The organism is Thioalkalivibrio thiocyanodenitrificans ARhD 1 (genome assembly GCF_000378965.1).
In the GTDB taxonomy this organism is placed as follows: domain Bacteria; phylum Pseudomonadota; class Gammaproteobacteria; order Ectothiorhodospirales; family Ectothiorhodospiraceae; genus Thioalkalivibrio_A; species Thioalkalivibrio_A thiocyanodenitrificans.
On the sequence record NZ_KB900536.1, the window covers coordinates 74,685 to 99,761 of the forward strand.

Below are 25,077 nucleotides of genomic sequence, written 5' to 3' on the forward strand. Positions count from 1 at the left end.
GTCATCTCGACACGATGGCGCTGCGCCATTCCCGCCACGCGTCACTAATCCCGCTCACGCGAAGCCGAGCAGGCCGACGACCGCCCCGGTCATCAGCGTGGCGAGGGTGCCGGCAACGATGGAACGCAGGCCGAGGGCCACGATCTCGCTGCGGCGCTCCGGCACCAGGGCCCCGAGACCGCCGATCAGGATCCCCAGGCTGCCGAGATTGGCAAAACCGCCGAGGGCGTAGATCAGAATGACCTCACTGCGCGTGGAGAGGGCATCCTCGCCGAGTTCGGCCAGCTGCAGGAAGGCAACCATCTCGTTGAGGATGGTCTTCACGCCGAGCAACGACCCGGCCACATGGGCCTCCGCCCAGGGAATGCCCATCAGCCACGCCAGCGGCGCGAATCCCCATCCGAGCATGCGTTCCAGACTGAGCGCCTCACCGGCCACCGCAGGCAGCGCGGCCAGCATGGCGTTCACCAGCGCGACCAGAGCGATGACCACCACCAGAAGCGCGACGATCTGGAACAGCAGTTCCAGCCCGCGCAGTGCGCCGCGCGTGATCGCGTCCATGGCGCTGGTGACCGGCTCGGGTTCGGGCATCAGTTCACCCGCGGTGGAAGGCGCCGTCGGCGGAATCATCACGGTGGCAATCAGCAGGGCCGCCGGCAGGCTGATCAGGGAGGCCACGATCAGATGGCCCAGGGCATCGTCCAGCACCGTGCCGATGATGCTGGCGTAAAGAACCAGCATGGTGCCGGCCAGGGTTGCCATGCCCACGGACATCAGCGCGAACAGCTCGCTGCGGTTCATCTCTTTCAGATAGGGGCGGATCACCAGGGGCGATTCCACCATGCTCAGGAGCACGTTGGCCGCGGTGCCCACCCCGAGCGCCCCGCCGATACCGAAGGCGCGCTGCAGCACCAGGGAAGCGCCGCGAATCAGCACCGGCAGAACGCGCCAGTAGAACAGCAGCGCCGAGAGGGCGCTCAGCACCAGGATGAGCGGCAGGGCCTGAAACGCCAGCACGAAGCTCGAGCCCGCCCCGTCGGGGCGGAAGGGCGGTTCGCCGCCGCCGATGTAACCAAAGACGAAGGCGGTCCCCGCCCGGGTGGCGTCGGTCAGCGCGATCACTGCCGTATTGGCCCAGAGGAACAGATGGCGGGCCGCGGGCACGCCCAGCAGCAGGGCGGCGATGCCGAGCTGCAGCGCCAGACCGGCGAGCACCTCGCGCCATGGAAAACGCCGCTTGTGCTCGCTGAGCAGCCAGGCGATGCCGACGAACACGCCGAGCCCCAGCATGGCCTGCAAGGCGATCACAATGATCCCCCTGGCGCACCGGGCACATGACGTAACGCCTTCCGCGTACGGACCTGCTGCGCTCCCTGCGATCCGCGGACTCGATGCGTCACGCGCGCCTCATGACCCGGAACCCCTGCGGCCCCCATCGCCCGATCACGCCCAGAGTCGCCAGGCGGCCCAGACCAGGGAAAAGCCCAGCAGAAGGATGAACCCGACCCAGGCGAGCGCCCTCAGACCGGGCCCCGGACGCGCCTCGGCCGGCATATCCGGGGAAGTCACCACCCGGAAGGTAATCCAGGCGAGGATGGGGGCGGAGAGAAACGACAGGATGGTGGCGACATCCACGAAGCGGGTGAACTGCGCGCCGGCAAACCAGATCAGCAGCAGCGCGCCGGACGCGATCACCAGCAGACCGATCCGGTAGCCCCACCAGTCCACATCACGCCGGCCCTTGCGCGATGGATCGACCTGCCGGGGCTCGTCACCGTGATCCTGCAGCATGCCCAGCAGAGCGGCGAGCACACGCGGATAGGCATCGGTGACGGCCAGGGTGGTGGAGAACATTGTGGTCAGGGCGGCGACGGCGATAAGGGACCGGCTCCACTCCCCCAGTGATTGTGCATACATGTCGACCAGTTGCGCCGAGAAGGCGGCTGCCCCGGTCGCGAAGCTGGCCCCCGCGCTGTACATCAGCAAGGCGCCGAGCAGAATGAAGAAGACCGCAATCACCGTGGCCCCGGCATAGCCCAGACGGAAATCGAAGACGGCATCGCGCACGCTGGGCGCGTGACCGGTGCTGCGCGCACGCTCCTGGGTCCAGATGGAGTGCCACGCGGCCACGTCCAGCGGAATGGGCATCCAGCCGAGCAGTGCCAGCACGAAGCCAAGCCCGGCCAGCGACCACAGGCGTGACCACTCCGCGACGCCCGAGATCGCACCCCAGTCAGGCGCCTCCCGGAAAGCGAGCATCACCGCGACGAAGGTGGACACACTGAGTGCCGCCATGATGATCTTCATGCCCAGGTCCAGGCCCTTGTAGGCCCCGATCATGAGAAAAACGATACAGGCGGTCAGCACCATCGCCGAGATCAGCGTAACCGACATGTCCACATCGAACACCAGCGCAAACAGCCCGGCGGTGGTCAGCGTGACGACAGCCTGAATCGGAAACACCGTGCCCACGGTGACCAGGACATACAGCCACAGCGCCCACCGTCCGAGGCGGCGATACCCGACCAGAAGATTGTGGCCCGTGGCCGCCGCATAGCGCGGACCGAACTCCAGGAAGGGATACTTGATCAGGCAGGCCAGCAGCACCACTGGGATCAGCAGCAGCCCGTACTCGGCGCCGCTGCGGGTTGCCTGCACCAGGTGAGAAACACCAACCGCAGCCCCTGCCATCAAAAGGCCCGGACCAATTGCGGCACGCAGCGCGGCCTTGGAGGAAGAACGCATTCTTGGCTCCAGAAGATCAGCGAATTTGAGAAGGCGAAGACAGACCGCGCCGGATCAGGGCCGAATTATAGGGAAATTCGAAGTAAAGACCACCCCGGCCGGTGGCCATGACAGCGTCGTCAGGCAGAAGCGAGGAGCAGGCCAGTCCGATCCCGGGACAGAGTCCCAGGAAAAACGACTTGACGACGGTCCCCTTGCCCCATAGACCAGAGAGCGTCCGGACGATGTTTGCCCGATCAAGCGGAATCGAACGCGGAGGAGGCGGCGGGCTGATCAGATGCCGGAGGCCCCGTGTGTCGGGTAATTACCAAACTTGTACACACACTTGTACAACCAGAGGCTTCTCAGGGACAAGAGATTCCTAGACGGCCCTCAATAATACTGATGTCGCTGTAGGACTCAAACAGGATCAACACATGCTGTACCCTGTTGTCAGGCTCAATAAGCCTGGATGGCTCTCGGAGAACAGAGTAATAGCTTAGAGAGATCGTTATGAGTCGATCATCCTTCGCCCAATGACTAACATGACGATGCACCATGCGACCATCTCCAGAGGCTAGATCCGGGAAGGTATCCCACCCTCGTTTCTCTACTGTGCATCTCAACCAGCCACGTTTCTTCAACTCCTTCCACTGAGACTCACCAATCGCAAGGTCCGGATATTCGAGAATAAGCCAGTAAGTAACTTGCAAACGGTCACCACCGTCGAATTGATATTCCTCTATATTCTCTGCTCCTTTGACGATCAAAAGTTCTCTCTCGGCAGGCATTGCGTGTGTACAAGCACATGAAACGATGATCAATGCGATACCAACTATGCCCGAAAAACGATACATCACTGATCGCAGCCCCCATCATTACATTCCATCTCTGGACCAGGCTTTCTGTAACAAAGGCAAGCATTTCCTGCTTCGATATCGCCTGCCGCAGGACCCCTTACAGTTGGATCAAAATATAGTTGCCCTGTTGTAGAAGGCAAAGACTCCTTGATCCCGCTCCACGCTACTGGGTAATCGCAGTCCCGGCATAGCCAATAGCAAGTGCATAAGCGCAGCACACGAGGAAGCTGGGGATTAAATCCTACATACTGCCACCAACCGTTGCAGTTTGGCCGCAGGCCATTTGAGTCATACCAACGTAATGGATTTCCCAAAGCATAAACATAACCATTCAAGCCACCCGCAAGCCCAATCGGATCACTCTGCACATACCGCCCGATGGCCGGGTCATAGTCCCTGAAGTAGTTGTAATGCAGCCCCGTCTCCCCATCAAAATACTGCCCCGGAAACCGCAACGGATTTCCGATCTCCTCCACTTTCAGGATCACCGTCCCGAACGGGCTCTGCACCGCGTCCCATACGACGCGCTGTTCGATATCCGTCATCCGCCTTGGCGTGCCCAGGTGATCGGTGTGGTAGAAGTACACCTCGCCCCCATGCAGCATGGCAAACGGCACGCCCTGCAGGTAGATGTACTCGCGCACCACCCGGCCATCCTGTCCGTATTCGCCGATGAGCTGTCCGTTGACGTCATGGATGAAGTAGCGGTGCTGCTCGACGAGGGTGCCGGCCTCTGAATCCAGCCCGGCCAACAGCTCGCGCCAGTAGGCCACCTGCTCTTCATGGTGGCGGGCTTCCTCCCGGGCGGCCTCGGCCAGCGCCCGCTGGTCATCTGCCTCGGTCATAAGCGCGTCGGCCTGCTGTTCGGCGGCTTCGGCTCGTGCCAGGGCCTCCTCGGCACTCGCATCAAGGCGGTCGGATTCGGCGCGGGCCTGGGCGGCCTGCGCCCGCAGCCGGGCCGCGGCCTGTTCGTTGAGCTGATCGGCACGCGCCTCCAGCGAATCGGCCAAGCGGGCCCGGGTGGAGGCCCGATGGGCGAGACGCCCGGCCTCGCGACGTGCCGCAGCCACCTCAGCGAGCAGCGTCTCTGCCTGATCCTCGGCTTGCACGGCGGCAAGCTCATACGCTCGGGCGAGAGCCTCCAGGCGCTCGAGCTCGGCCTCGTGGTGAGTCAACTTCCGCTCGGCCTGCGCCCGCTCGTCATCCGGGTCCGCGCCGCCCGGCAGGGTCTTGCGGGTGCGCTGACCCAGGGCGTTGTGGGTGTATCGGGCCACCTCACCGCCCGATCGATGCACCCGCGCGAGGCGGTTGGCTTGGTTGTAGCTGTACTGGAACCTCCCGTCATCCAGCGTGTTGCCGTTGGCGTCGTATGCGTACTGGCGCGGGGCCGGGCCGCCGCTCAGGCTGAGAAGGCGGTTGCTGTCGGCAGCATAGGCGTAATGCTCCTCGCCTTCATCGCTTTCGCGCAGAAGCCGGTTGCCCACCGCGTCGTACGCGTAGTCCCGGTACCCGTAACGCCCCACGGCGGAGACGAGACGATCCAAAACATCATAGTCGAAGGCCTGGGAGCGCGTGGCGTCAAGCAGATCGGTCAGTGCAGTAATGTTACCCACGGCGTCATAGGCCGGATCCAGATCCTGGACCGGCAGAGCGCGCGCGGCCTGGAGACGCTGATCCATGTCATGGTCATGCTCGACCCGGATGCCGTTGCCAAGCCGCAGGGCCGTCACCGCGCCGGTGGCGCTATAGGTGAGACCCTCACCAAGGACGAATGTGCCGAGGTCGGTTTCCAACGTCAGACGGGACACCCGCCCGCCGGCGTCGTGGGTGAATCGCAGGGTGGCTCCGCCCGGATAGTGGACCGCGCCAAGGCGGCCATGAAGATCGTAGTCATAGCGGGTCTCGAAACGCAGGCCGTCGTATTCGCGCACCTCGGCGATCACATCGCCGTGGGCATTGTAGGTGTAAGCGGTCCGCCCGGATGCGTCCTCGATCACGCTAAGGCGGCCGATTCCGTACGCACCTTGGTCGTAGATGAACCGGATGTCCTCAGCGGGATCGGGGTAGCGGATCGCGGTCAGCCGGTTGAGGGCGTCGTGGCTGAACGTACGGGTGACGCCCCGTGCATCCGTCTCGGTGAGGCGATTGCCGGCCCCATCATAGGTGAAGGTCCGGGTGCCGCCATCGGGGCTGACCTCTTCCAGCAGATCACCGAACGCGTTGTAAGCATAAGTGGTAGTGACGCCGCGAGAATCCACCAGCCGGGTCATGCGATCGGCACTGTCGTAGCCAAGCACCGTGCGCCCGCCGGCGGGGTCCACCGTTTCTATCAGGCGATTGAGGGCATCATGGGCATGGCGGGTCTCGCGCTGCAACGGATCAATGCTTGCCACGAGATTGTTCCCAAGATCATAGGAGAACGCGGTGACCTGATCGAGAGCGCCCAGCGACTGGCGCAGCCGGTTCAGGGAATCGAATGTCTGGCGGCGCAATGCCACCAGGTTTCCCTCGGGATCGAGGAGCTCCTCGCTGAGGCGGTTGCCCGCTGCATCGAGGGTATAGCGGTGGTGATTGCCGAGGCTGTCGGTGACGCCGACAATTCGATGGGCCGCGTCGTAGTGATGCTCCAGGTAAGTCCCGTCCGGGTAGGTGATGCGCCGCAGGTTGCCTGACGCGTCGTAGCTGAACCAGGTGGTGCGCGTGCCTTCGGTGCGGCGGATCAGACGCTGTCGCACGTCGTACTCAAGCACGGTGGTGACGCCGTTGGGGTCGATGATGCGCCGCGGATTACCGTGGGCGTCGTGGTCCTGGTAGTAATGGATATGACCCAGGGCATTCTGCACACTGCTCAGGTTCCCGGCGGGATCATAGGTACGCAGCGTGGTGACCGCACCACCGGGACCGGGCTCGCCGGTTCCGAGGAGCAGACCGTCCGCCGTGTAGGTCCAGGTCCATTCCCGGGATTCCCCGGTGTCCAGATCGGTCTCGCGGCGGGATACCAGACGCCCCATGGGGTCGTAGGCGTAGTCGGTGGCAAGCGCCCCGCGGATCCGGCCTGCGGGCAGGGGCAGATCGGAATGCCATCGGATGGTCGTGAGTCGCTCCTCCGCACGACCGGCAGCCTCGCGCCGTTCACTGATCCGGCCGCGATGATCCCGGGTGTACTCGGTACGAACCCCGTCCCAGCCGGTCTGCGCGACGAGGCGCCCCCGGGCGTCGTACTCGAAGTGACGTACCTCGCCGAAAGCGCAGTCCGGACAGGTACGGGTGATGCTTCCGATGCGCCACTGTCCGTTGACGAGCGTCCGCTCGTATCGCAGCTCGGTGCCCGAGGCATCCCTGACCCATCGCGGGCCCGTTCGTCGTGTCGAATAGGTCAGTTCGGTTCGCCCCACCCCGTCGGCGCCTTCGCTCAACACGACACGCCCGGCGCCGTCGTATTGATACGAGGCGCTGCGTACGCCGCCGCCATCCACCACGCCGGTCAACAGGCCACGTCCCCGGGCGCCCAGGATCAGGTCGGGTTCATCATAAAGATACCGGGTGGTGATCTCGTCCGGGTACTGAACCGATATGAGGTTGCCGGCATCATCGTACTCATAGCGGTAGTGCTGGCCCGCGGGGTCCACCATGGCACGAATCAGCGGCCCCCCTTCGTACAGGAAACGCAGGCTGCGGCCGAAAGGATCGCGCACCTCTTCGAGCCGACCGGAAGCGTCGTAGTCCAGGGTGTGGATGATGCCCGATGAGGCGAGAACCAGGAATCGCAGCCGCCCCTCGCCATCGTAGTACTCCCGCTCTCCGCCGGAGGTGTCGTGGCGCCATGCACTGACCAGTTCCGGGTGCGTGACGTGGCGCAGACGCACCTCATCACCCCGGCCGTGCAGTTGGCGGCCGTCGTGATCGAACTGCAGCACCTCGCCGCGAGGGGTCTGAAGCACCGCCATCACCCGGGGACTGTCCGGCATCAACCACAGCCGACGGTCGTAGTTGAACCGCCACAAGCGCCCGAAACCCCGGGGCGCCTCAAGTTCCCGTCCGATGGGCAGGAAGAAACCGAAGCTTCGGTAGTGACGATCCACGCGCAATGCCCCGGGACCACTGCCTGCGTAATCCTGCTGATCCAGGAGCTTCGAGCCGCTGGTGACCAGGACCGGATTGCCCACCTGGGCAGGCACATCCGAATCACAGGGTTCCGGGAGCCGGTAGCACTCCACCTCGCCGTCCACGCTGCGCTGGCGATATCCCGCGGGGCAGGACACCGGGCGCTGCATGCGGGCGATGATACGCTCGCTCCAGGGCCGGCTGCAGGTCTCACTGTGGCGGTCATAACCGATCCCCGAGATCTCGAAGCGGCCGAGATTGTACACGTTCACGCCGTTGACGTACTCGGGCTCTCCAGACCAGCAGAAAGACGATTCCAGGTGTTCCCCCGGCGACAACCAGTCGCTCCAGGTCAGATGCGTCGAGCCGCAATCTCCGTGACCGTTTGCAAGACGCGCAAACTCCTCGGCCCTGGGTTCGAGTTCCGCCTCATCCCGGATGGGTCTGGTCTGATCCCTGCACGTCGGACCCGGCGAGATGCCTGTAACCCATGTGCCGTCGTAGAACACCCGGCAGGCCAGGGCAATGCGTGTCATGTAAGGGGGATATTCATCGCAAAGATCGTATCCCCGCGCCCCGATGACGGGTGCCGAGCACAACGCCGTGCCACCGTTTTCGATGCAGGGTTCCGAACTGGGGGGGAATGCGAAGGCCGGCCCGGAGAGGACCGACACTGTCAACACGAGGAAGAGAAGAAACGCAGCGCCGCGCGAAACACCGTCCAGTGGCTTCATGAGGTCCTCCCTGACCTGTCGGGCTACCACCCTGCCGTGGGCGGCATGAAAACAGCACTGACTGCTTCACGACAATATAGGCCGGGGAACGCGATGCATGCAACCTCTGCCCAACCGGCGCCCGCATCGGTGCGGGTATCGATCAGCGGTCCACTGCAACGCCTCCCCGGGCGGCCCGCATGCCGAACCAGGCGGCTGCCAGGCCCGCCGTGGCCAGACCGGAGGCCATGAAATAGACCCAGGCCGGGCCGACACCGCCCCACACGTATCCGCTGGCGAGGCTGCCCATCGCCCCGCCGAGCCCGAAGCTCAGGGACGAATACAGGGCCTGCCCGCGGCCCTGCAGACGGCCCGGGAAGTACTCGTGGATCAGGGAGATGGCGGCGGCATGATAGAGCCCGTAGCTGGCCGCGTGCATGACCTGTGTGAGCAGCATGACCGGAAGGACCTGCGGCAGGCTCGCCAGCAGCCACCAGCGCACCGCGGTCACCCCGATCGCCACCAGCAGCAGGCGCCATGCGCCGAAGTACGGCAGCCAGCGGTGCATCATCACGAAGACCGCCACTTCCGCCAGCACGCCCAGTGCCCAGAGCTGGCCTGCCATGGTGCGGGAGTAGCCGTTGTCCTCCAGGTAGATGGTGAAGAACGCGTAGTAGGGGCCGTGGCTGGCCTGCATCATGAAGCAGGCCACCAGCAGGGCCAGCACCTCGGGGCGGCGAAGCGTGGCCAACAGGGACGATGAAGCATCGCGGGCGTGGGTGACCAGGGGGTCGTCGGAGACGGTCAGGGTGCTCGCCCAGAGCGCGCCCAGCATGACCAGCACGATCCATGGCAGGATTCCCACGTCGACCCGCTCGAACAGCGGCCCCAGCAATGCCACCGAGGCGATGAAGCCGATGGAACCCCACAGCCGGATATGGGCATAACGATGTGTCCGTCCGCCCAGGCGGTTCATGGTGAGCGCCTCGAACTGGGGCAGCGCCGCGTTCCAGAAGAAGCTGAACAGGGCCATGACGGCCGCGATCCACCAGTAGCCCGTGTAAAGCGTGACCCCGGAGAACGTCACCAGGGCCAGCAGCGCCGCGAGCCGGATGATGCGCGTGCGCTGTCCGGTCCGGTCCGCCAGCCACCCCCACACGTTGGGCGCGATGATCTTGGTGGCCATGATGATGGCCATGAGTTCACCGATCTGCCCCGGCGTGAAGCCCTCACCCCGCAGGTACAGACCCCAGTACGGCACGAACGCGCCGATGCTCGCGAAGTAGAAGAAATAGAAACCGGAGAGTTTCCAGTAGGGAGTGGTGGACATTCTTGTATCTTTGAAAAGCGAACCGCCAGGGACGCGAAGGTATGCGCGAAGGTGAAGGGCGAGAGGTGTGAAGGGGGAGACGCGGAACGGGATCAGTGCGGCGCCGTATCCATTCTGCCCTTAACGCCTCGCTCCTTACGTCTCACCGCCCGCGGGGTGCGCCGGAACATCCGGCATCTCCGTACTCACATCTCCGCACTGGGCCCGGTGGCGCAGCGCGTGGTCCATGAGCACCGTGGCCAGCGCGGCCTCGGCGATGGGGGTGGCGCGGATGCCCACGCAGGGATCGTGACGGCCGGTGGTCACCACTTCCGCCGGTTCACCCCTGATGTCCACCGTGCGCCCCGGCAGGCGGATGCTGGACGTGGGCTTCAGGGCGATGGATACGCGGATGTCCTGGCCGCTGGAGATGCCGCCCAGGGTGCCGCCCGCATGATTGGACAGGAACCCTTCCGGGGTGATCTCGTCCCGGTGCTCGGTGCCCTTCTGCGCGACGCTGGCGAATCCGTCACCGATCTCCACGCCCTTGACCGCGTTGATGGCCATCATGGCGTGGGCGATGTCCGCGTCCAGTCGATTGAAGATCGGTTCGCCCCAGCCGGGCGGGACGCCGGTGGCCACCACGTTGATGCGGGCTCCCACGGAGTTGCCCTCCTTGCGCAGTGCGTCCATGTAGGCCTCCAACTCCGCCACCTTGTCCGCGTCCGGACAGAAGAAGGCATTGGTCTCCACCGCGTCCCAGTCCAGGCGCTCGATGACGATGGGGCCAAGCTGTGCCAGATAACCGCGGATCTCCACGCCGTAGCGCTCGCGCAGATACTTTTTGGCGATGGCGCCAGCGGCCACGCGCATGGCGGTCTCGCGCGCCGAACTGCGCCCGCCGCCGCGATAGTCCCGCAGGCCGTACTTTTTGAAGTAGGTGTAGTCCGCGTGCCCGGGGCGGAACCGGTCGGCGATCTTGCCGTAATCCTTGGAGCGCTGATCCACGTTGTCGATGATCAGCGCGATGGGCGTACCGGTGGTCACCCCTTCAAACACCCCGGAGAGGATGCGCACCTGGTCGGTTTCCCGGCGCTGGGTGGTGTGGCGCGACTTCCCCGGGCGTCGGCGTTCAAGATCGGGCTGCAGATCCGCCTCGCACAGGGCCATTCCCGGGGGGCAGCCGTCGACGATACAGCCGATGGCGGGGCCGTGGCTCTCGCCGAAGCTGGTGACGGTGAACAGCTTGCCTGTGGTATTGCCGGACATGGCGCGCATTGTAGCAGGTCCCGCCGTGGCTGGGCGCGGCAGGTATGCGCTTCCGGACGACCCGGCCGCCGGTTCCCCCGGGCCCGCCAAGCCGGTAGCCTGTCATGCCATGAGAACCGCGACCGCCCTGCTCATCCTGTGCCTCCTGCCCATACTCGCCGCCGCGGGTGAAGACCTGCCCATCTTCGATGCGCACCTGCACTACAACGGCCCGGATTCCGACGGTGCCGCGGCGGCGTTCACGCCCGAGGAGATCATCGCCAGGCTGGACCGAAACCACGTGCGCAGGGCGGTGTTCTCAAGCCGCCCCAACGAGGCCACCCAACGCCTGTACGAGGCGGCCCCTGACCGCATCATTCCCTACCTCATGCCCTATCGCAGCCGGGACGACCGGTATACCTACCACTCGGACCCGGACCTGATCCCCTGGATCGAGGACCTGCTGCAATGGGGCCACTGGCGGGGCATCGGCGAGTTTCACCTGTTCTCGGAACACGCCGACAGCCCGGTGATCCGCGACATGGCGCGCCTGGCCGAGTCCCGGGGGCTGATCCTGCTGCTGCACGGGGACCACGGCGTGGTGGAGCGCCTGTTCGACCATGCGCCGGGGGTGACCATCCACTGGGCCCATGCCGGCACCGTGCCCGTGCCATTCTTCCTGGGCCTGTACCTGGATCGCTATGACAATCTCTACGTGGACCTGTCCATGCGCAACGAGCGCATTGCACCCGATGGCCGGCTCGACCCGGAATGGGCGGCCCTGTTCGCACGCCACCCGGACCGGTTCATGGTGGGGATGGATACCTTCAGCGTGAACCGCTGGCGCCGGTTCGACGCACTGGTGGACGAAACCAGGGCCTGGCTTCGGCAGCTTCCCCCCGAGCTGGCGGAGGCCCTGGCGTGGCGCAATGCCCAGCGGCTGCTGATGACGGACACGGGGCCCTGAATCACGCCGCGGGAATTTTGCGCCGTTTTGGGCGTCATACCCTGCTGGTGCCTGCCGACGGCCTCCAACCCTCCACACGACACGACCGGACATGAAGAAAACGGGACTGACCCTGCTCGCCTGCCTGTGGCTGGCCGCTCCCCTGGGCGCCGCCGAGCATCCGCTCACCATGGACGACGGCACCGACGTGCCCGTTCACCGCTACGAGGCCGGCGGCGATCGCCTGCTCATCTGGCTGCCCTCGGAACACGGTGTGCTGCCCGGACATCACCAGCAGGCCCGATACCTGGCCGAACAGGACGTGGAGGTCTGGCTGCCGGATCCGTTCTCGGCCTGGTTCCTGCCCAATACGCCCAGCAGCCTTGACGCCATTCCCGAGGACCTGGTCGGTCGCCTCATCGACACCGCCCGCGCCGACACGGACAAGCAGCTGTATGTATTCGGCAACGACCGGGCGGCGCCCTGGGTGCTCGCCAGCCTTCGGGAATGGCAGCTGCAGGGGCCGGCGCGCGAGGGCCTGGGCGGGGTGATCCTCATGAGCCCCTATCTGCACATCGGCATCCCCGAGGATGACCGACCGCCGGAGTTCCAGCCCATCGCCCGGGCCACCAACCTGCCTGTCTACCTCATCCAGCCCCTGCTCTCCCCGCAGTACCCGCTGCTCAAGCCTGTGGCGGACCAACTGGGCGAAGGCGGCAGCCACGTCTACGTGCGCACCCTGCCCCGGCTTCGGGACCGGTTCTTCTTCCGTGGCAACACCCTGGAGGCGGAGGAGGCCTTCAAGCCGCAGCTCGCCGGGGAACTGGTCGCCGCCATGCGCATGCTGGACGGCCTGGAATCCCGGCGCACCGCCGCGGCACTCGCGGGGGAGGCACGCACCGCCACGCCCACCCGGCAGGAGCGGCGCCTGGAGCCTTACCGGGGCAACCCAGAGGCCCCACCGCTGGTCCTGCCGGATCTGGGGGGCGAAATACGCAACCTGGACGAGTTCCGCGGCGAGGTGGTGCTCATCAACTTCTGGGCCAGCTGGTGCCCGCCCTGTGTGCATGAGATGCCCTCCATGCAGCGCCTGGAAGACAGCCTGGAGGGACGGCCCTTCCGCATCCTGGCGGTGAACCTCGGTGAGGACGAGGAGACAGTGCATGCGTTCCTGGAGCGCATCAACGTGGACTTCACCATTCTCATGGATCCTGCCGGCCGGGCGCTGCGCGACTGGAACGTGCTGGCCTATCCCACCAGTTACGTGATCGGCCGCGGCGGCGAAATCCGCTACGCCCTGTTCGGGGCCATCGAGTGGATGGACCCGGAAGTGATCGCGGTGTTCGAGAGACTCATGCAGGAACGGGATTGAGGATCAGGCGCCGGACTGCACTGGATGCGGGAAACATCTCCATGGCGCGGACCTTCGCGTCCATTGCGATTCGCGCTCGTGAATGCCGGCTCGGCATTCATTTGTGGACGCCCACCCGCTAACATGTGCCGACACCCCCTCACTGCGCGGGATCGCCGCCATGCCCCTGTTCATGGAATCCGGGCCCACCGACATCTCCCAGGTGATTCAGCTCGCGGTGGCTCCGGTATTCCTGCTGGCGGGCATCGGCGCTTTCATCAACGCCTTCGCCAGCCGGCTGGCCCGGGTGGTGGACCGGAGCCGCCACCTGGAATCCGGAATACAGACCCTGGGCGACCACGCTACCCGCGCCGCCGCCTACCGTGAACTGGACACGCTTCGCAAACGCGCGCGTCTCGCGTACACGGGCATCGCGCTGGCCACCCTGTCGGGCCTGCTGGTATGCCTGCTCATCGTGTTCGCCTTCCTGGATCACTTCCTGGCCCTGGACATGCCCGAGATCGTGGGCGCCCTGTTCGTCGGCGCCATGCTCTCACTGATCGGCGCACTGATCGCCTTCCTGCGGGAGGTGTTTCTGGCGGTACGCAACCTGGCGCTGCTGCGGGGGAAGAAGGAGGAGTAAGGGGGGCAATTCAAAGTTCAAAGTTCAAGGTTCAAAGTTCAACGGGTCAGCACCGTAATATCCTTTGAACTTTGAACTTTGAACTTTGAACTTTGAACTTTGAACCTTGAACCTTGAACCTTGAACCTTGAACCTTGAACTTCGAATTTCGATCTCCGTGTTTCCTCAAATGACCTTCGAGTGCCGCACCACCGCCGCCTCGCGGATGTAGCGGTCGAACACCATGCAGATGTTGCGGATCAGGAGGCGGCCCCTGGGTGTTACCGTGATGCCGTCCGCGTCCACGTTCAGGAGGCCATCGGCCTGCATGGGCTGAAGCGCCTTCAGTTCTCCGGCAAAGTAATCGGCGAACACCACGCTGTGCCGTGCCTCCACGGCGGCGAAGTCCAGGCGGAAATGGCAGATGAGCGCGGTGATCACATCGCGGCGCAACCGGTCGTCCGCATCCAGGCGCACGCCCCGGAATACCGCCAGTTCACCCGCATCGATGCGTCCGTAGTAACTGTCCAGATCGTGGCGGTTCTGCGCGTAGCAGTCCTGCACCATGCCGATGCTGGTCACGCCCAGCCCGATCACGTCGCAATCCGCGTGGGTGGAGTAGCCCTGGAAATTGCGATACAGCGTGCCCTCGCGCTGGGCCATGGCCAATTCATCGTCGGGGCGGGCAAAGTGATCCATGCCGATGTACAGGTAACCGGCCTCGATGAGCTGGGCAATGGTCTGCTGGAGGATGGCGAGGCGCTCCGCCGGCTCGGGCAGGTCCTGCTCGTTGATGCGACGCTGGGGCTTGAAGCGCTCCGGCAGATGCGCATAGTTGAACACGGATATCCGGTCGGGCGCGGCCTCGATGATGCGCTCCACGGTCGCGGCGAAGCTGGCCCGGGTCTGCAGCGGCAGACCGTAGATCAGGTCCACGTTGATGGACCGGAACCCCACCTGCCGGGCCTCCTGCAGCACCGCAAGGGTCTGCGCGGCCGGCTGGATACGATTCACCGCCTGCTGCACCCGCGGATCGAAGTCCTGCACACCCAGGCTCAGGCGATTGAACCCGAGGCGCCGCAACAGGGACAGCGTGTCGTTCCCCACCTCCCGGGGATCGATCTCGATGCCGTATTCCCCCGCATCCTCCTGCAACCCGCCGAAATGCGTGGCGATTCCGGTCATCAGCTCCGCCATCTCGTCGTGGGCGATGAACGTGGGCGTACCACCGCCCAGGTGCAGCTGGTCCACGGGGCGGTCGGCATTGAACAGCGACGCCTGCATCTCCATCTCGCGCAGCAGCCGGTCCAGGTAGGGCCGTGCCCGGCTGCGGTCCTTGGTGACGATCTTGTTGCAGGCGCAGTAGTAGCAGACCGTGTCGCAGAACGGGATGTGCACGTACAGGGACAGGGGTCGTCCCGAGACGTTGCTTGCCAGCGCCTGCGCCCGGTAATCGTCGGCCGCAAAGCCCTCATGGAACTGCACCGCCGTGGGGTAGGAGGTATAGCGGGGCCCCGCCATGTCGTAGCGGCGGATCAGGTCGGCATCGAATTCCACGTTCTGGGGGATGGGGGTCGTGGTGGTCATGGCAGAATCGGTAACACCCGCTGATGAATATGCTTGAACTCTAGTCCGCCCCGGAAGGGGCAGGGATGACCGAGATCAATACTAGGGATTAAAGGGGACGCTGTGAAGGATGCAACAAGTCTACCCCCGGAACCCCGCGCATGGCGAAGGACCCGGGTGGAGTGTTTTCATTCAACCTTCATCCTTCCGCCTTCATCCTTTCAAAAAGCTCCTCGGCACCCACCACAAACACCCCCTCCCCGCCATGCTCGAACTCGAGCCAGGTGAAAGGGGCATCGGGAAACCGCGCCATGAGGGCCGCCTGGCTGTTGCCCACCTCCACCACCAGGATGCCGCCGGGCGCCAGGTGTGACGGGGCATCCCGCAGGATACGCAGGGTGGCCTCGAGCCCGTCCTCCCCGGAGGCCAGGCCCAGGGAAGGCTCATGACGAAACTCCGCCGCCAGCGCGGCCATATCGCCGGCGTCCACATAGGGCGGATTGCTGACGATCAGGTCGTAGCGTTCCGGCCCGATCCTGTCGAACAGGTCGGAGCGCAGGGCACGGACCCGGTCCTCCATTCCGTGGCGACGGATGTTCTCCCGGGCGACGGCCAGGGCAGCCGGGGAAATATCACTCAGATCCACCCGGGCCTCGGGAAAGGCATGGGCGCAGGCAATACCGATACAGCCGCTGCCGGTGCACAGATCCAGCACCCGGCCCACGCGCACCGGATCGATCCAGGGCGAAAACCCCTGCCCGATCAGTTCAGCGATGGGGGAACGGGGCACCAGCACCCGCTCGTCCACGTAGAACGAAAGCCCCGCGAACCAGGCCTCCCGGGTCAGGTAGGCGGCCGGCTTGCGGGTATTGACCCGTTGCACCAGCAGGTCGGTCACCCGGGCACGCTCCTCCCGGGACAGGCGGGCATCCAGGTATGCGGGGGGCAAATCATGGTCCAGGTGCAGCGCGTGCAGCACCAGCCAGGCCGCCTCATCCAGGGCGTTGTCCGTGCCGTGGGCATACGTGAGGCCTGCCTCGTTGAAGCGGCTGGCACCCCAGCGGATGAAATCGCGAATGGTTTCCAGGCCCTGGGGCAAGGGGGATGGCTGCATGGTCTGTGCCGTCGACGTGAAAGATGTGGAATAATACGCCGATGGCCCGGATGCTTCACAATCGAACCCTGCAGATCCTGCTGTTGTTGCTCGCCGGCGCCGTGGCCATGGCCATCGGCATCGGCGCGGGCATGTCGCAGCGCGACGCCGGCGGGGCCGGGCCCCTGTCGCTGGACGGCGGCACCTGGCTCCCGGAACCGCGCGTACTGCCGGACTTCGAACTCATCGACATGCAGGGCGAGCCGTTCACCCGCGCGTCCCTGGAAGACCGGTGGAGCTTCCTGTTCTTCGGCTATACCTACTGTCCCGATATCTGCCCGCTCACCATGGCCCTGCTGGGCAGCGCCGTGGAGGAGATCCAGCGCGTGGAGCCGCGGGCCGGCAGTCCCAACGTCGTGTTCGTCTCCGTGGATCCGGAACGTGATACACCCGAGGCGATCAAGGAATACGTGGGCTACTTCAATGCCGACTTCATGGGCGTCACCGCGCCCATGGAACGGCTGACCCCGTTCACCCGCGCCTTGGGGATTCTGCATCGCAAGGCCGAGGACCCCCGGGATCCGGACAACTACCTGGTGGACCATTCCGCGTCGATTCTGCTGATCAACCCGCAGGGGCAGCTCCAGGCGGTGCTCAGCGCACCCCACCAGGTGGACACCCTGGCCTCGGATTTCCTGCTGATCCGCAAGCGTTTCGAACGGGGCTGAGATGCCGGGCGCCACACCGCCCCGGTGGCTTGACCTGCTCAAGTCCCTGCCGCTCTATGCCCTGCCCCATCACACCGTGTCCCGTGCCGTGCATGCCATGGCGCGCATGGAAACACGGCTCAAGGACCCCCTGGTGCGCTGGTTCATCCGCCGTTACGGCGTGGACATGGGAGAGGCGGCCGAACCCCGGCCCGAGGCCTATGCCAGCTTCAACGCCTTCTTCACCCGCGCCCTGCGGCCCGATGCACGGCCGCTGGATGCCGATCCCGGCGCCCTGCCGAGCCCCGCGGACAGCACTGTCAGTGCCCTGGGGCGCATCACCCACGGCCGCATCATCCAGGCCAAGGGCCACGACTACAGTGTCGAGACCCTGCTGGGCGGTGACGGGCGGCGGGCCGCCCCGTTCCGGGACGGGCACTTCATCACCCTGTATCTCTCGCCCCGGGACTATCACCGGGTGCACATGCCCGCCGCCGGGCTGTTGCGCGAGACCGTTTACATCCCCGGGCGCCTGTTCTCCGTGGCCCCCCACACGGTGCGTACCATCCCGAACCTGTTCGCCCGCAACGAGCGCGTGGCCTGCCTGTTTGACACGGACCGCGGCCCGCTCGCCTCGATCATGGTGGGCGCCATCAACGTGGGCAGCATCGAACTGGTCTGGACCGGCGAGGTCACCCCGCCCCGCGGCGATCTGACGGTCACGGACTACGGGGATCGCGCGTTACGGCTCGAGCGCGGCGCCGAGATGGGCCGTTTCAACCTGGGCTCCACGGTGATCCTGCTGCTGCCCGACATTCCCTTTGCTTGGCGTGAGGATCTGGCACCGGGGGTGAGGGTGAAGGTGGGGGAAAGGCTTGGGAAGTTTGAAGGGTGAAGGATGAATCAAGGGGTCAGAGTTGTTGAAGCGAACTTCAACAACTCTGACCCCTTGATTCATCCTTCCGCTACGCCCGCTCCCACGGAAACGCCAGCACCTCCCGGATGTGCGTACGTCCGGTCAGGCACATGAGCAGCCGGTCCACGCCGAGCGCCACGCCGGAACAGTCGGGCAGGCCCGATTCCAGGGCCGCCAGAAGCCGGACGTCCACGGGCATGGGCACCAGACCCCGGGCCTTGCGTGAGGCGAGATCCTGCTCGAAACGCCGGGCCTGTTCCCGAGCGTCAACGAGCTCGTGAAATCCGTTGGCCAGTTCCAGGCTCCCCCAGTACAGTTCGAAACGCTCGGCCACGGTCGGATCGCGGGGGCGCAGCCTGGCCAGGGCCGCCTGAGAAGCCGGGTAGTCGTGCACAAAGGTGAGCCGTCCGGCCGGAAAGGCGGGTGCCACCACCTCGCTCATGAGCAGATCGAGCCAACCGTCGCGGTCCAGGACCCCGGTGAGATCGATGTCATGATCCGCCGCACAATCGGCGAGTTCCTCCTCATCGGCGCACATCGGGTCAAGGCCCGCATGGCGGCGAAAGGCCTCCGCATAGCTCAGGCGCATGCCGGCGCCGGGGTCGGTGGCGCCGGCCAGTGTGCGCACCAGGGACTCCACCTCGTCCATGAGCCGGCGGGCATCGAAACCCGTGCGATACCATTCCAGCAGGGTGAATTCCGGGTTGTGATAACGGCCCGCCTCGCCGGCGCGAAACACCCGGGCGATCTGGTAGATATCGCCGCTGCCCGCCGCCAGCAGGCGCTTCATGGGAAACTCCGGAGAGGTGTGCAGGAACCGCGGGGGGGTGAACGTGCTGACCCCGAGGCTTTCCAGCGCCGGATCCGTGGCGCCGGCGGGGGACAGCATGGGCGTCTCCACCTCGAGCACATGCCGGGCCGCGAAGAAGGCCCGGACCCCGGCCAGCATGTCGGCCCGGGCGCGCAGCACGGCAGACGATGCGGTGGGACGCCAGCTCCCGGGCACGAGGGGCCGGGTCAGACCCGGGAAACGTATTCGCCGGTGCGGGTATCCACGCGGATCGTCTCCCCCTCCTCCACGAACAGGGGTACCTTGACCACCGCGCCCGTCTCCAGGGTGGCGGGCTTGGTGCCGCCCTGCGCGGTGTCTCCGCGCACGCCCGGATCGCATTGGGTGATGGTCAGTTCCACGAAGTTGGGCGGACTGACCGCCAGGGGCACACCGTTCCAGAGTGTCACCGTGCACATGTCCTGTTCCTTGAGCCACTTGATGGCATCGGCCACGGCGGGCTCCCCGGCGGCGTGCTGCTCGAAGGTATCTGGTACCATGAAATGCCAGAATTCACCGTCGGTGTAGAGGTACTGCATCTCCGTGTCCACCACGTCGGCGCTCTCGACGGATTCCCCCGATTTGAAGGTCTTGTCCAGCACGCGGCCGGTCTTGAGGTTGCGGACCTTGACCCGGTTGAAGGCCTGGCCCTTGCCAGGCTTGACGAACTCGTTCTCGACAATGACATAGGGGTCACCGTCCATGAGAATCTTCAGGCCGCTCTTGAATTCGCTGGTGTTGTACGCCATTTGACTGCTTCTCTTTGGTCTGAACAGGGAAACCGTGCGGGATCGTTGGACCCGGACCCGGATACGTATGAAACTTGAAAGCCGAAGGCGGCACATGATAACCCGATCGCCGGAATCACGACAGGCGGCGCCGTGGCAGCGGCTGCAGTCCGCGGCCATCACCGACCCGGCGGTGCTCATCGGGCGCCTGGGCCTGGACCCCGGCCTGCTGCCCGCCGCCCGCCGTGCCGCCCGCCAGTTCGGCCTCCGCGTCCCCGAAGGCTACGTGGCACGCATGCGCCCGGGCGATCCGGATGATCCCCTGCTGCGCCAGGTACTGCCCCTGGATGCAGAGTGCCGGGACGCCCCGGGCTTCACGGACGACCCGGTAGGTGACCACGAGGCCATGAAGGTGCCCGGACTGCTGCACAAGTATGCCGGCCGTGTACTGCTGGTCACCACGGGGGCCTGCGCCGTGCACTGCCGGTACTGTTTCCGGCGTCATTTCCCCTATGCGGATGCCAACCCCGCCCGGGCGCAATGGCGCCCTGCCCTCGAGTACGTCGCCGCGCACTCCGATATCTCGGAGGTGATCCTGAGCGGCGGTGATCCTCTGTCACTGAGTGATGAGCGACTGGCCGACCTGGTCCGGGCGCTTGCCGATATCCCCCATGTGCGGCGGCTCAGGGTGCACAGCCGCACGCCGGTGGTACTGCCCGAGCGGGTCGACGATCCGCTCCTGGCCTGGCTTCGTCCGGGGCGCCTCGCCACCGCCATGGTAATCCACGCCAACCATGCCCGGGAGATCCACGGCCCGGTCAGGGCTGCGCTCGCGCGGCTGCGCAACGCGGGTGTGCAACTGCTCAACCAGTCGGTACTGCTGCGCGGTGTGAACGACCGGGTGGAAGATCTCGTGGACCTGAGCGGGGTGTTGTTCGAGGCCGGTGTGCTCCCCTACTACCTGCACCAGCTGGACCCCGTGCGGGGCGCCGCCCATTTTCGGGTGTCCGACGAGCGTGCCGCGAGGATTCACCGGAAACTTTCGGCCATGACGCCGGGCTATCTGGTGCCGCGCCTGGTGCGTGAAGTCCCCGGGGCCGACAGCAAGACGCCGGTGACTGGAAATGGCGCCGCCGGTCGCATAACGTCACTGAACATCCGAAGAGCTGATGTAGAATAGTGAACTGGATCACACTTTTCCCGATGATCCACCGTTCCGCCCGCACGGGGGCAAACCAGAGAGACCCAGGGGATGTGGTTCAGACTGCCAGGCCGCAAGACCTCGCGTCAGGAAGGCTTTCCAACCCGGCCTCGCCAGCTCAGGCGTTGGCTGGATGAACTGCCCGTGGGCAGCATGGGTGACACCACCCGGCAGTTCTTCGAAGGACTGAAGTGCCTGAACGACACCCGCCTGCCTCCGGCCCGCCGGCTCGAACTGCTGGAACTGATGCGTCCCATGGCCACCACCATCCTGAGCCATCTGGGCGAGCACTTCATCAATCGTACCCTGCCACTCCCGGAGAGAAGCCAGCGTATCGCCGAACTCAATCACGCGGTGCTTGCGGAGCTCTCGGCCGCCTACGGCCGTGTGGTAAGCGAGTGGCCGGGGGCCGGCAGGAGACGCGACAAGGATGTGGCGTTGGCCGTCTATCGGGCGCTGTGTTACCGGGAAGAGGGCATCCTGAACAGCTGGCGCATCTATGAAACGCCGCCGCCGGGCACGTGGCAGGCAATCTACCGCCTGTACCGGGCCGCGGAAGCCCGCAGTCTCCAGGAGAGGCCCGTGACCGATGATACGCTCCGGGGCGAATGCCATGGACACGCCGGTCAGTGTTTCAAACGCATCTGCCTCCTGGCCCTGACCCATCCCCTGAGCCTGCGTCAGGGAGAAACCGACCGGGTGGCCAATCTGTTGGAGACGGCGGCCGATCTCGCGGTCATCTCCAGGGAACCCTTTCCGGACAGCAACCAAAACGTGTACCTGATCGACCTGGAAGGCGATGAGGCACCCGCCGTACACAAGGTGGACAAGGCCCCATGGGGTCCGGCCATCCGATGCATCAACCTCGCTCCGCTGATCCGCGATACCCGGGCGAGGCTCCAGGCAATCGGCGGAGCCGACGACCGGGACATGAACGCGGACCTGCTCCGTCGCGTGCTTGCTGCGTGGACACGCCCGACCGGGCGGCGCTTCAGCCGGGCGCCGCAGGATGGCGAGATCAACGTGGCGATCGGACTGGCCGGCATCTACGCCACCATTGCCGAAGAGTCGCAGGCACACCTGACAACCGGGCAGGCGACATCCGGAGTCGATCGGCTCACATTGCAGTGCATCAGCAACGACTTGCAGGTGCACGGCGGCACCGAAGCCTCGTTCGTGTCCGACACCGATGCCGTGGGAGATGCGCATGCCTGGGACATGGTGGCCAAGGGTAACGTGATTACTGAGGGCTACAAGGGTAATCCCCCGACGACCCCCATCATGGTCGTCGGACTGGGCGACGGTGAACCGGACCACGAAACCTGGCAGCTGGTCAATGCCAGCGCAGGCGGATTCTGCCTGGGCTGGCGTCGTCAACAGACCTGCCGCGCCCGGGTGGGCGAACTCATTGCCCTGAGGGAGAAGGAAGGCAGCCATTACCAATGGCGCGTCGGCGTGATCCGTTGGATGCTCAACAGGCGGGATCACGGCCTGGAGATCGGTGTCCGTGTGCTGGCCCCCAGGACGCTGCTGGTACTGATAGAACCATCGTGTCTGGGACACGCTGTGGATGACCCCATCGAGGCGCTGCTGCTGCCGTCCATCATGACCATTCAGCAACCCGCCACGCTGCTGGGGCCACCCGGCAGATTCCGTCCGGGAGACGAGGTGCTGGTCACCCTCGCCGGACGAACCACACGCGTAAGACTGACCGGAGTCGGCGAGCACACAAGCCAGTTTGTGCAATATACGTACACGCCACTGGACCGGGCCGAACCAGGGGATGACACCGACGAATCCGGGTTTGAGAGTGTGTGGTCCCTGATTTGAAACCCGGGCTCCACGCGCACCCGTCCGGACACGCCAGGCCGCTCGAGGGTATCTCCGGCATCACACCCGCACTCCCTTGACAGATCGGCACTTCCGCAGGGCATGCTGTGCCATCACGGTGTCCCGCAAGCGCCCGTGGTCCACTGGTTGAGACATGGGCTGGCGCAGGTAGCGGCCCGTGCGGCACAATGGGCGGGCTCTGCCAAGTCATGTCATTCAGGGAGTAACGGCCAGCCATGGACAACCTGCTGCGACTGCTCATCATCGAGCCGGATCTCAACGACGCTGAGATGATGATCAGCACGATCAAAACCACCGGGTTTGCGGTAAGGCCGGCGCGAGCGGAAGACGAAGAAGACCTGCTGGAAAAACTTCAGAAACACTCTCCTGACGTGATCCTGTGTACGCTGAGCCCGGAGTCAGGGCTGAGCCTGGAGGACGTGATCACAGGTATCAATCAGGTAGGCCGTCACGTGCCGGTCATCGCGATATCCGACGGCTCCGGCCACGATGTGGTGGATTGCCTGCAGTTGGGCGCCCACGACATGGTGCTCAAGGATCGGCTGGACCACCTGAAACTCGTGGTCAAACGGGCGGCCGAGGCCCAGGGACAGTGGCGGCATCTCAAGTCCGCCGAGTCGTCCCTTCGCGAGGCGGAACGGCGCTGCAAGAACCTTTTGGACAGCTCCCGGGACGCCATAGCATACGTGCACGAAGGCATGCATATCTATGCTAACAAGTCCTATCTGGACCTGTTCGGTTACACGGAGGCCGAGGACCTGGAGGGGATGCCGGTCATGGACATGGTGGATCCCGCCGATCAGTCCACCTTGAAGGAGTTCCTGCGCAACTATGACCGCGACGGGGACACACCCGAGACCGCCAATTCCGTGGAGATTCGCGTGAACGGTCCCGGGAAAGAGCCCCTGGCCGTGGAGATGGAGTTCACACCCGCAAGTATCGACGGCGAACCCTGCACACAGATCCTCATACGCAGCCAGGCCAACACCAAGGATCTGGAGAAGCAGCTCAGTTACATGGCTCAGCGTGATCTGGTCACGGGCCTGTTCAACCGCCAGCATTTCATGGAACAGCTGGAATCGATCTTCGGCCAGACCACTCAGGGCAAGGATCCCGTCACCCTGGTGGATCTTCGGATCGACAACTTCCAGGAGATTCGCGAACTGGTGGGTGTGGCCGGCAGCGATCTGGTACTCAGCGACGTGGCCAAGATCCTGGAGAGCCGCGCCGGCGACGGCGACGTAGTGGCACGCTTCGACGGCGAGGGCTTTGCCATTCTGACGCCGCACCAGGATCTCAACGAAGCCAAGGCCCACGTGGAGGATATTCTGGCCGAGATAGCCGGGCATATCTGCGAGGTGGACGGCCGTTCCATGACCTGCACTGCCTCGGCCGGCATCGTCCAGGTGGGCGAGAACGCCCCCGACCCCGACGAGTTGCTGTCCCGGGCCGCCAGGGCCTGCGACGAGGCCATTCGCGGCGACGGCAATCGGGTGGAGGTTTACCGGCCCCGCAAGGGTGAAATGACCCAGCGCCAGCAGGACGAGCTGTGGGTCACCCGTATCAGCGAAGCCGTGGCCGCCGAACGCCTGCGCCTGCTGTACCAACCCATTGTCAGTCTGCACGGCGATACCGGCGAACACTACGAAGTATTCATGCGCCTGCTGGACCAGGAGGGCACGGAGATCTCGCCGGCCGAATTTATGCCGAGCGCCGAGCGCACGGACATGGCCAAGGTCCTGGATCGATGGGTGATCAGTCACGCCCTGCAGCAACTGGCGCAGCATCGCAAGAATGGTCACGAGACCAATCTTTTCGTCAAGCTCACCGCCGGATCGCTGCAGGAACCCGGCATGCTGCCCTGGGTCGTCGAACGCCTCAAGGAGCATCGGGTTCCGGCGCAGTGCATCGTGTTCGAGATGAAGGAGTCCACGGTGGTCAACCATCTCAAGCAGGCCAAGGAGTTCGTCAAGGGCCTGAAGAACATGCACTGCCGTTTCGCCGTGGAAGACTTCGGTGTGGGCCTTCATCCGTTCCAACTGATGCAGCACATCCAGCCCGACTTCCTCAAGATCGACAGCAGCTTCATGACCAAGCTCAAGAACAGCGAGGAGAATCAGGAAAGTATCCGCAACATCACGGACAGCGCCCACGGGATCAACAAACTGGTGATTGCGCCCCATGTGGAGGACGCCACGGCGCTGTCCATCCTGTGGGGCATCGGGGTGAACTACATCCAGGGGAACTTCCTGCAGGCGCCCACCGACAGGATGGACTACGATTTCACCGCCATGAGCTGACGAACCGCC

General features: G+C 65.0%; 17 protein-coding genes. 8 read left to right on the forward strand and 9 right to left on the reverse strand.

The genetic code is table 11. The features are described from left to right. Positions 1 to 54: 54 nt before the first annotated feature. The 5 genes from THITHI_RS0100305 to aroC form a co-directional block, all read right to left on the reverse strand. Entirely contained in the window at positions 55 to 1,308 is a 1,254-nt protein-coding gene (locus tag THITHI_RS0100305) for a NupC/NupG family nucleoside CNT transporter (RefSeq protein WP_018231068.1), read from the reverse strand. 135 nt (positions 1,309 to 1,443) lie between these two features. Beyond that, on the reverse strand, positions 1,444 to 2,745 hold the full coding sequence (locus THITHI_RS0100310; RefSeq protein ID WP_018231069.1) for an Nramp family divalent metal transporter: 1,302 nt from the start codon (positions 2,743 to 2,745) through the stop codon (positions 1,444 to 1,446). Between the two features lie 835 nt (positions 2,746 to 3,580). Beyond that, positions 3,581 to 8,224 carry an RHS repeat-associated core domain-containing protein gene (locus THITHI_RS0100315; RefSeq protein ID WP_198005551.1) on the reverse strand — a complete coding sequence of 1,548 codons (4,644 nt, stop codon included), beginning with the start codon at positions 8,222 to 8,224 and terminating at the stop codon, positions 3,581 to 3,583. A gap of 340 nt (positions 8,225 to 8,564) precedes the next feature. Next, positions 8,565 to 9,731 (reverse strand): MFS transporter, encoded by a 1,167-nt coding sequence (locus tag THITHI_RS0100320; protein ID WP_018231070.1) that lies wholly within the window; start codon positions 9,729 to 9,731, stop codon positions 8,565 to 8,567. 135 nt (positions 9,732 to 9,866) lie between these two features. Then, positions 9,867 to 10,979 carry a chorismate synthase gene (gene aroC / locus THITHI_RS0100325; RefSeq protein ID WP_026185919.1) on the reverse strand — a complete coding sequence of 371 codons (1,113 nt, stop codon included), beginning with the start codon at positions 10,977 to 10,979 and terminating at the stop codon, positions 9,867 to 9,869. A 109-nt stretch (positions 10,980 to 11,088) separates the two neighbouring features. Here aroC and THITHI_RS0100330 point away from each other — a divergent pair, with 109 nt between their 5' ends. The 3 genes from THITHI_RS0100330 (at position 11,089) to THITHI_RS0100340 (ending at position 13,898) form a co-directional block, all read left to right on the forward strand. Next, on the forward strand, positions 11,089 to 11,925 hold the full coding sequence (locus THITHI_RS0100330; RefSeq protein ID WP_018231072.1) for an amidohydrolase family protein: 837 nt from the start codon (positions 11,089 to 11,091) through the stop codon (positions 11,923 to 11,925). 91 nt (positions 11,926 to 12,016) lie between these two features. Further along, a complete protein-coding gene (locus THITHI_RS0100335) occupies positions 12,017 to 13,276 on the forward strand; it encodes a TlpA family protein disulfide reductase (protein WP_018231073.1) in 1,260 nt (419 codons plus the stop codon). Between the two features lie 160 nt (positions 13,277 to 13,436). Next, a complete protein-coding gene (locus tag THITHI_RS0100340) occupies positions 13,437 to 13,898 on the forward strand; it encodes a DUF2721 domain-containing protein (RefSeq protein ID WP_018231074.1) in 462 nt (153 codons plus the stop codon). Positions 13,899 to 14,063: 165 nt separating this feature from the next. On the opposite strand, the gene hemN is transcribed toward THITHI_RS0100340, so the two are convergent. Both hemN and prmB read right to left on the reverse strand, forming a co-directional pair. Next, on the reverse strand, positions 14,064 to 15,464 hold the full coding sequence (hemN, locus tag THITHI_RS0100345) for an oxygen-independent coproporphyrinogen III oxidase (protein WP_018231075.1): 1,401 nt from the start codon (positions 15,462 to 15,464) through the stop codon (positions 14,064 to 14,066). A 178-nt stretch (positions 15,465 to 15,642) separates the two neighbouring features. Continuing rightward, a complete protein-coding gene (prmB, locus tag THITHI_RS0100350; RefSeq protein WP_026185922.1) occupies positions 15,643 to 16,557 on the reverse strand; it encodes a 50S ribosomal protein L3 N(5)-glutamine methyltransferase in 915 nt (304 codons plus the stop codon). Positions 16,558 to 16,607: 50 nt separating this feature from the next. Between prmB and THITHI_RS0100355 the strand changes: the two genes are divergently transcribed. After that, positions 16,608 to 17,264, forward strand: a complete 657-nt coding sequence (locus THITHI_RS0100355; RefSeq protein ID WP_232199362.1) for an SCO family protein — start codon at positions 16,608 to 16,610, stop codon at positions 17,262 to 17,264. Between the two features lies 1 nt (position 17,265). Then, entirely contained in the window at positions 17,266 to 18,138 is an 873-nt protein-coding gene (gene asd / locus THITHI_RS0100360; protein ID WP_018231078.1) for an archaetidylserine decarboxylase, read from the forward strand. Between the two features lie 70 nt (positions 18,139 to 18,208). Here the strand turns inward: asd and epmA are convergent, their stop codons facing one another. Both epmA and efp read right to left on the reverse strand, forming a co-directional pair. Then, the gene (gene epmA, locus THITHI_RS0100365; protein ID WP_033336883.1) at positions 18,209 to 19,165 is read right to left on the reverse strand and encodes an EF-P lysine aminoacylase EpmA; all 957 of its coding nucleotides are present in this window, start codon (positions 19,163 to 19,165) and stop codon (positions 18,209 to 18,211) included. Between the two features lie 11 nt (positions 19,166 to 19,176). Then, entirely contained in the window at positions 19,177 to 19,737 is a 561-nt protein-coding gene (gene efp, locus THITHI_RS0100370; RefSeq protein ID WP_018231080.1) for an elongation factor P, read from the reverse strand. Between the two features lie 94 nt (positions 19,738 to 19,831). On the opposite strand from efp, the gene epmB reads away from it, so the two are divergent. The 3 genes from epmB (at position 19,832) to THITHI_RS0100385 (ending at position 25,068) form a co-directional block, all read left to right on the forward strand. After that, positions 19,832 to 20,896 (forward strand): EF-P beta-lysylation protein EpmB, encoded by a 1,065-nt coding sequence (gene epmB, locus THITHI_RS0100375; RefSeq protein ID WP_018231081.1) that lies wholly within the window; start codon positions 19,832 to 19,834, stop codon positions 20,894 to 20,896. A gap of 72 nt (positions 20,897 to 20,968) precedes the next feature. Beyond that, a complete protein-coding gene (locus THITHI_RS0100380; RefSeq protein ID WP_018231082.1) occupies positions 20,969 to 22,747 on the forward strand; it encodes a hypothetical protein in 1,779 nt (592 codons plus the stop codon). A 236-nt stretch (positions 22,748 to 22,983) separates the two neighbouring features. Continuing rightward, complete coding sequence (locus THITHI_RS0100385) at positions 22,984 to 25,068, forward strand: EAL domain-containing response regulator (protein WP_018231083.1); 2,085 nt, start codon at positions 22,984 to 22,986, stop codon at positions 25,066 to 25,068. Positions 25,069 to 25,077 lie beyond the last annotated feature (9 nt).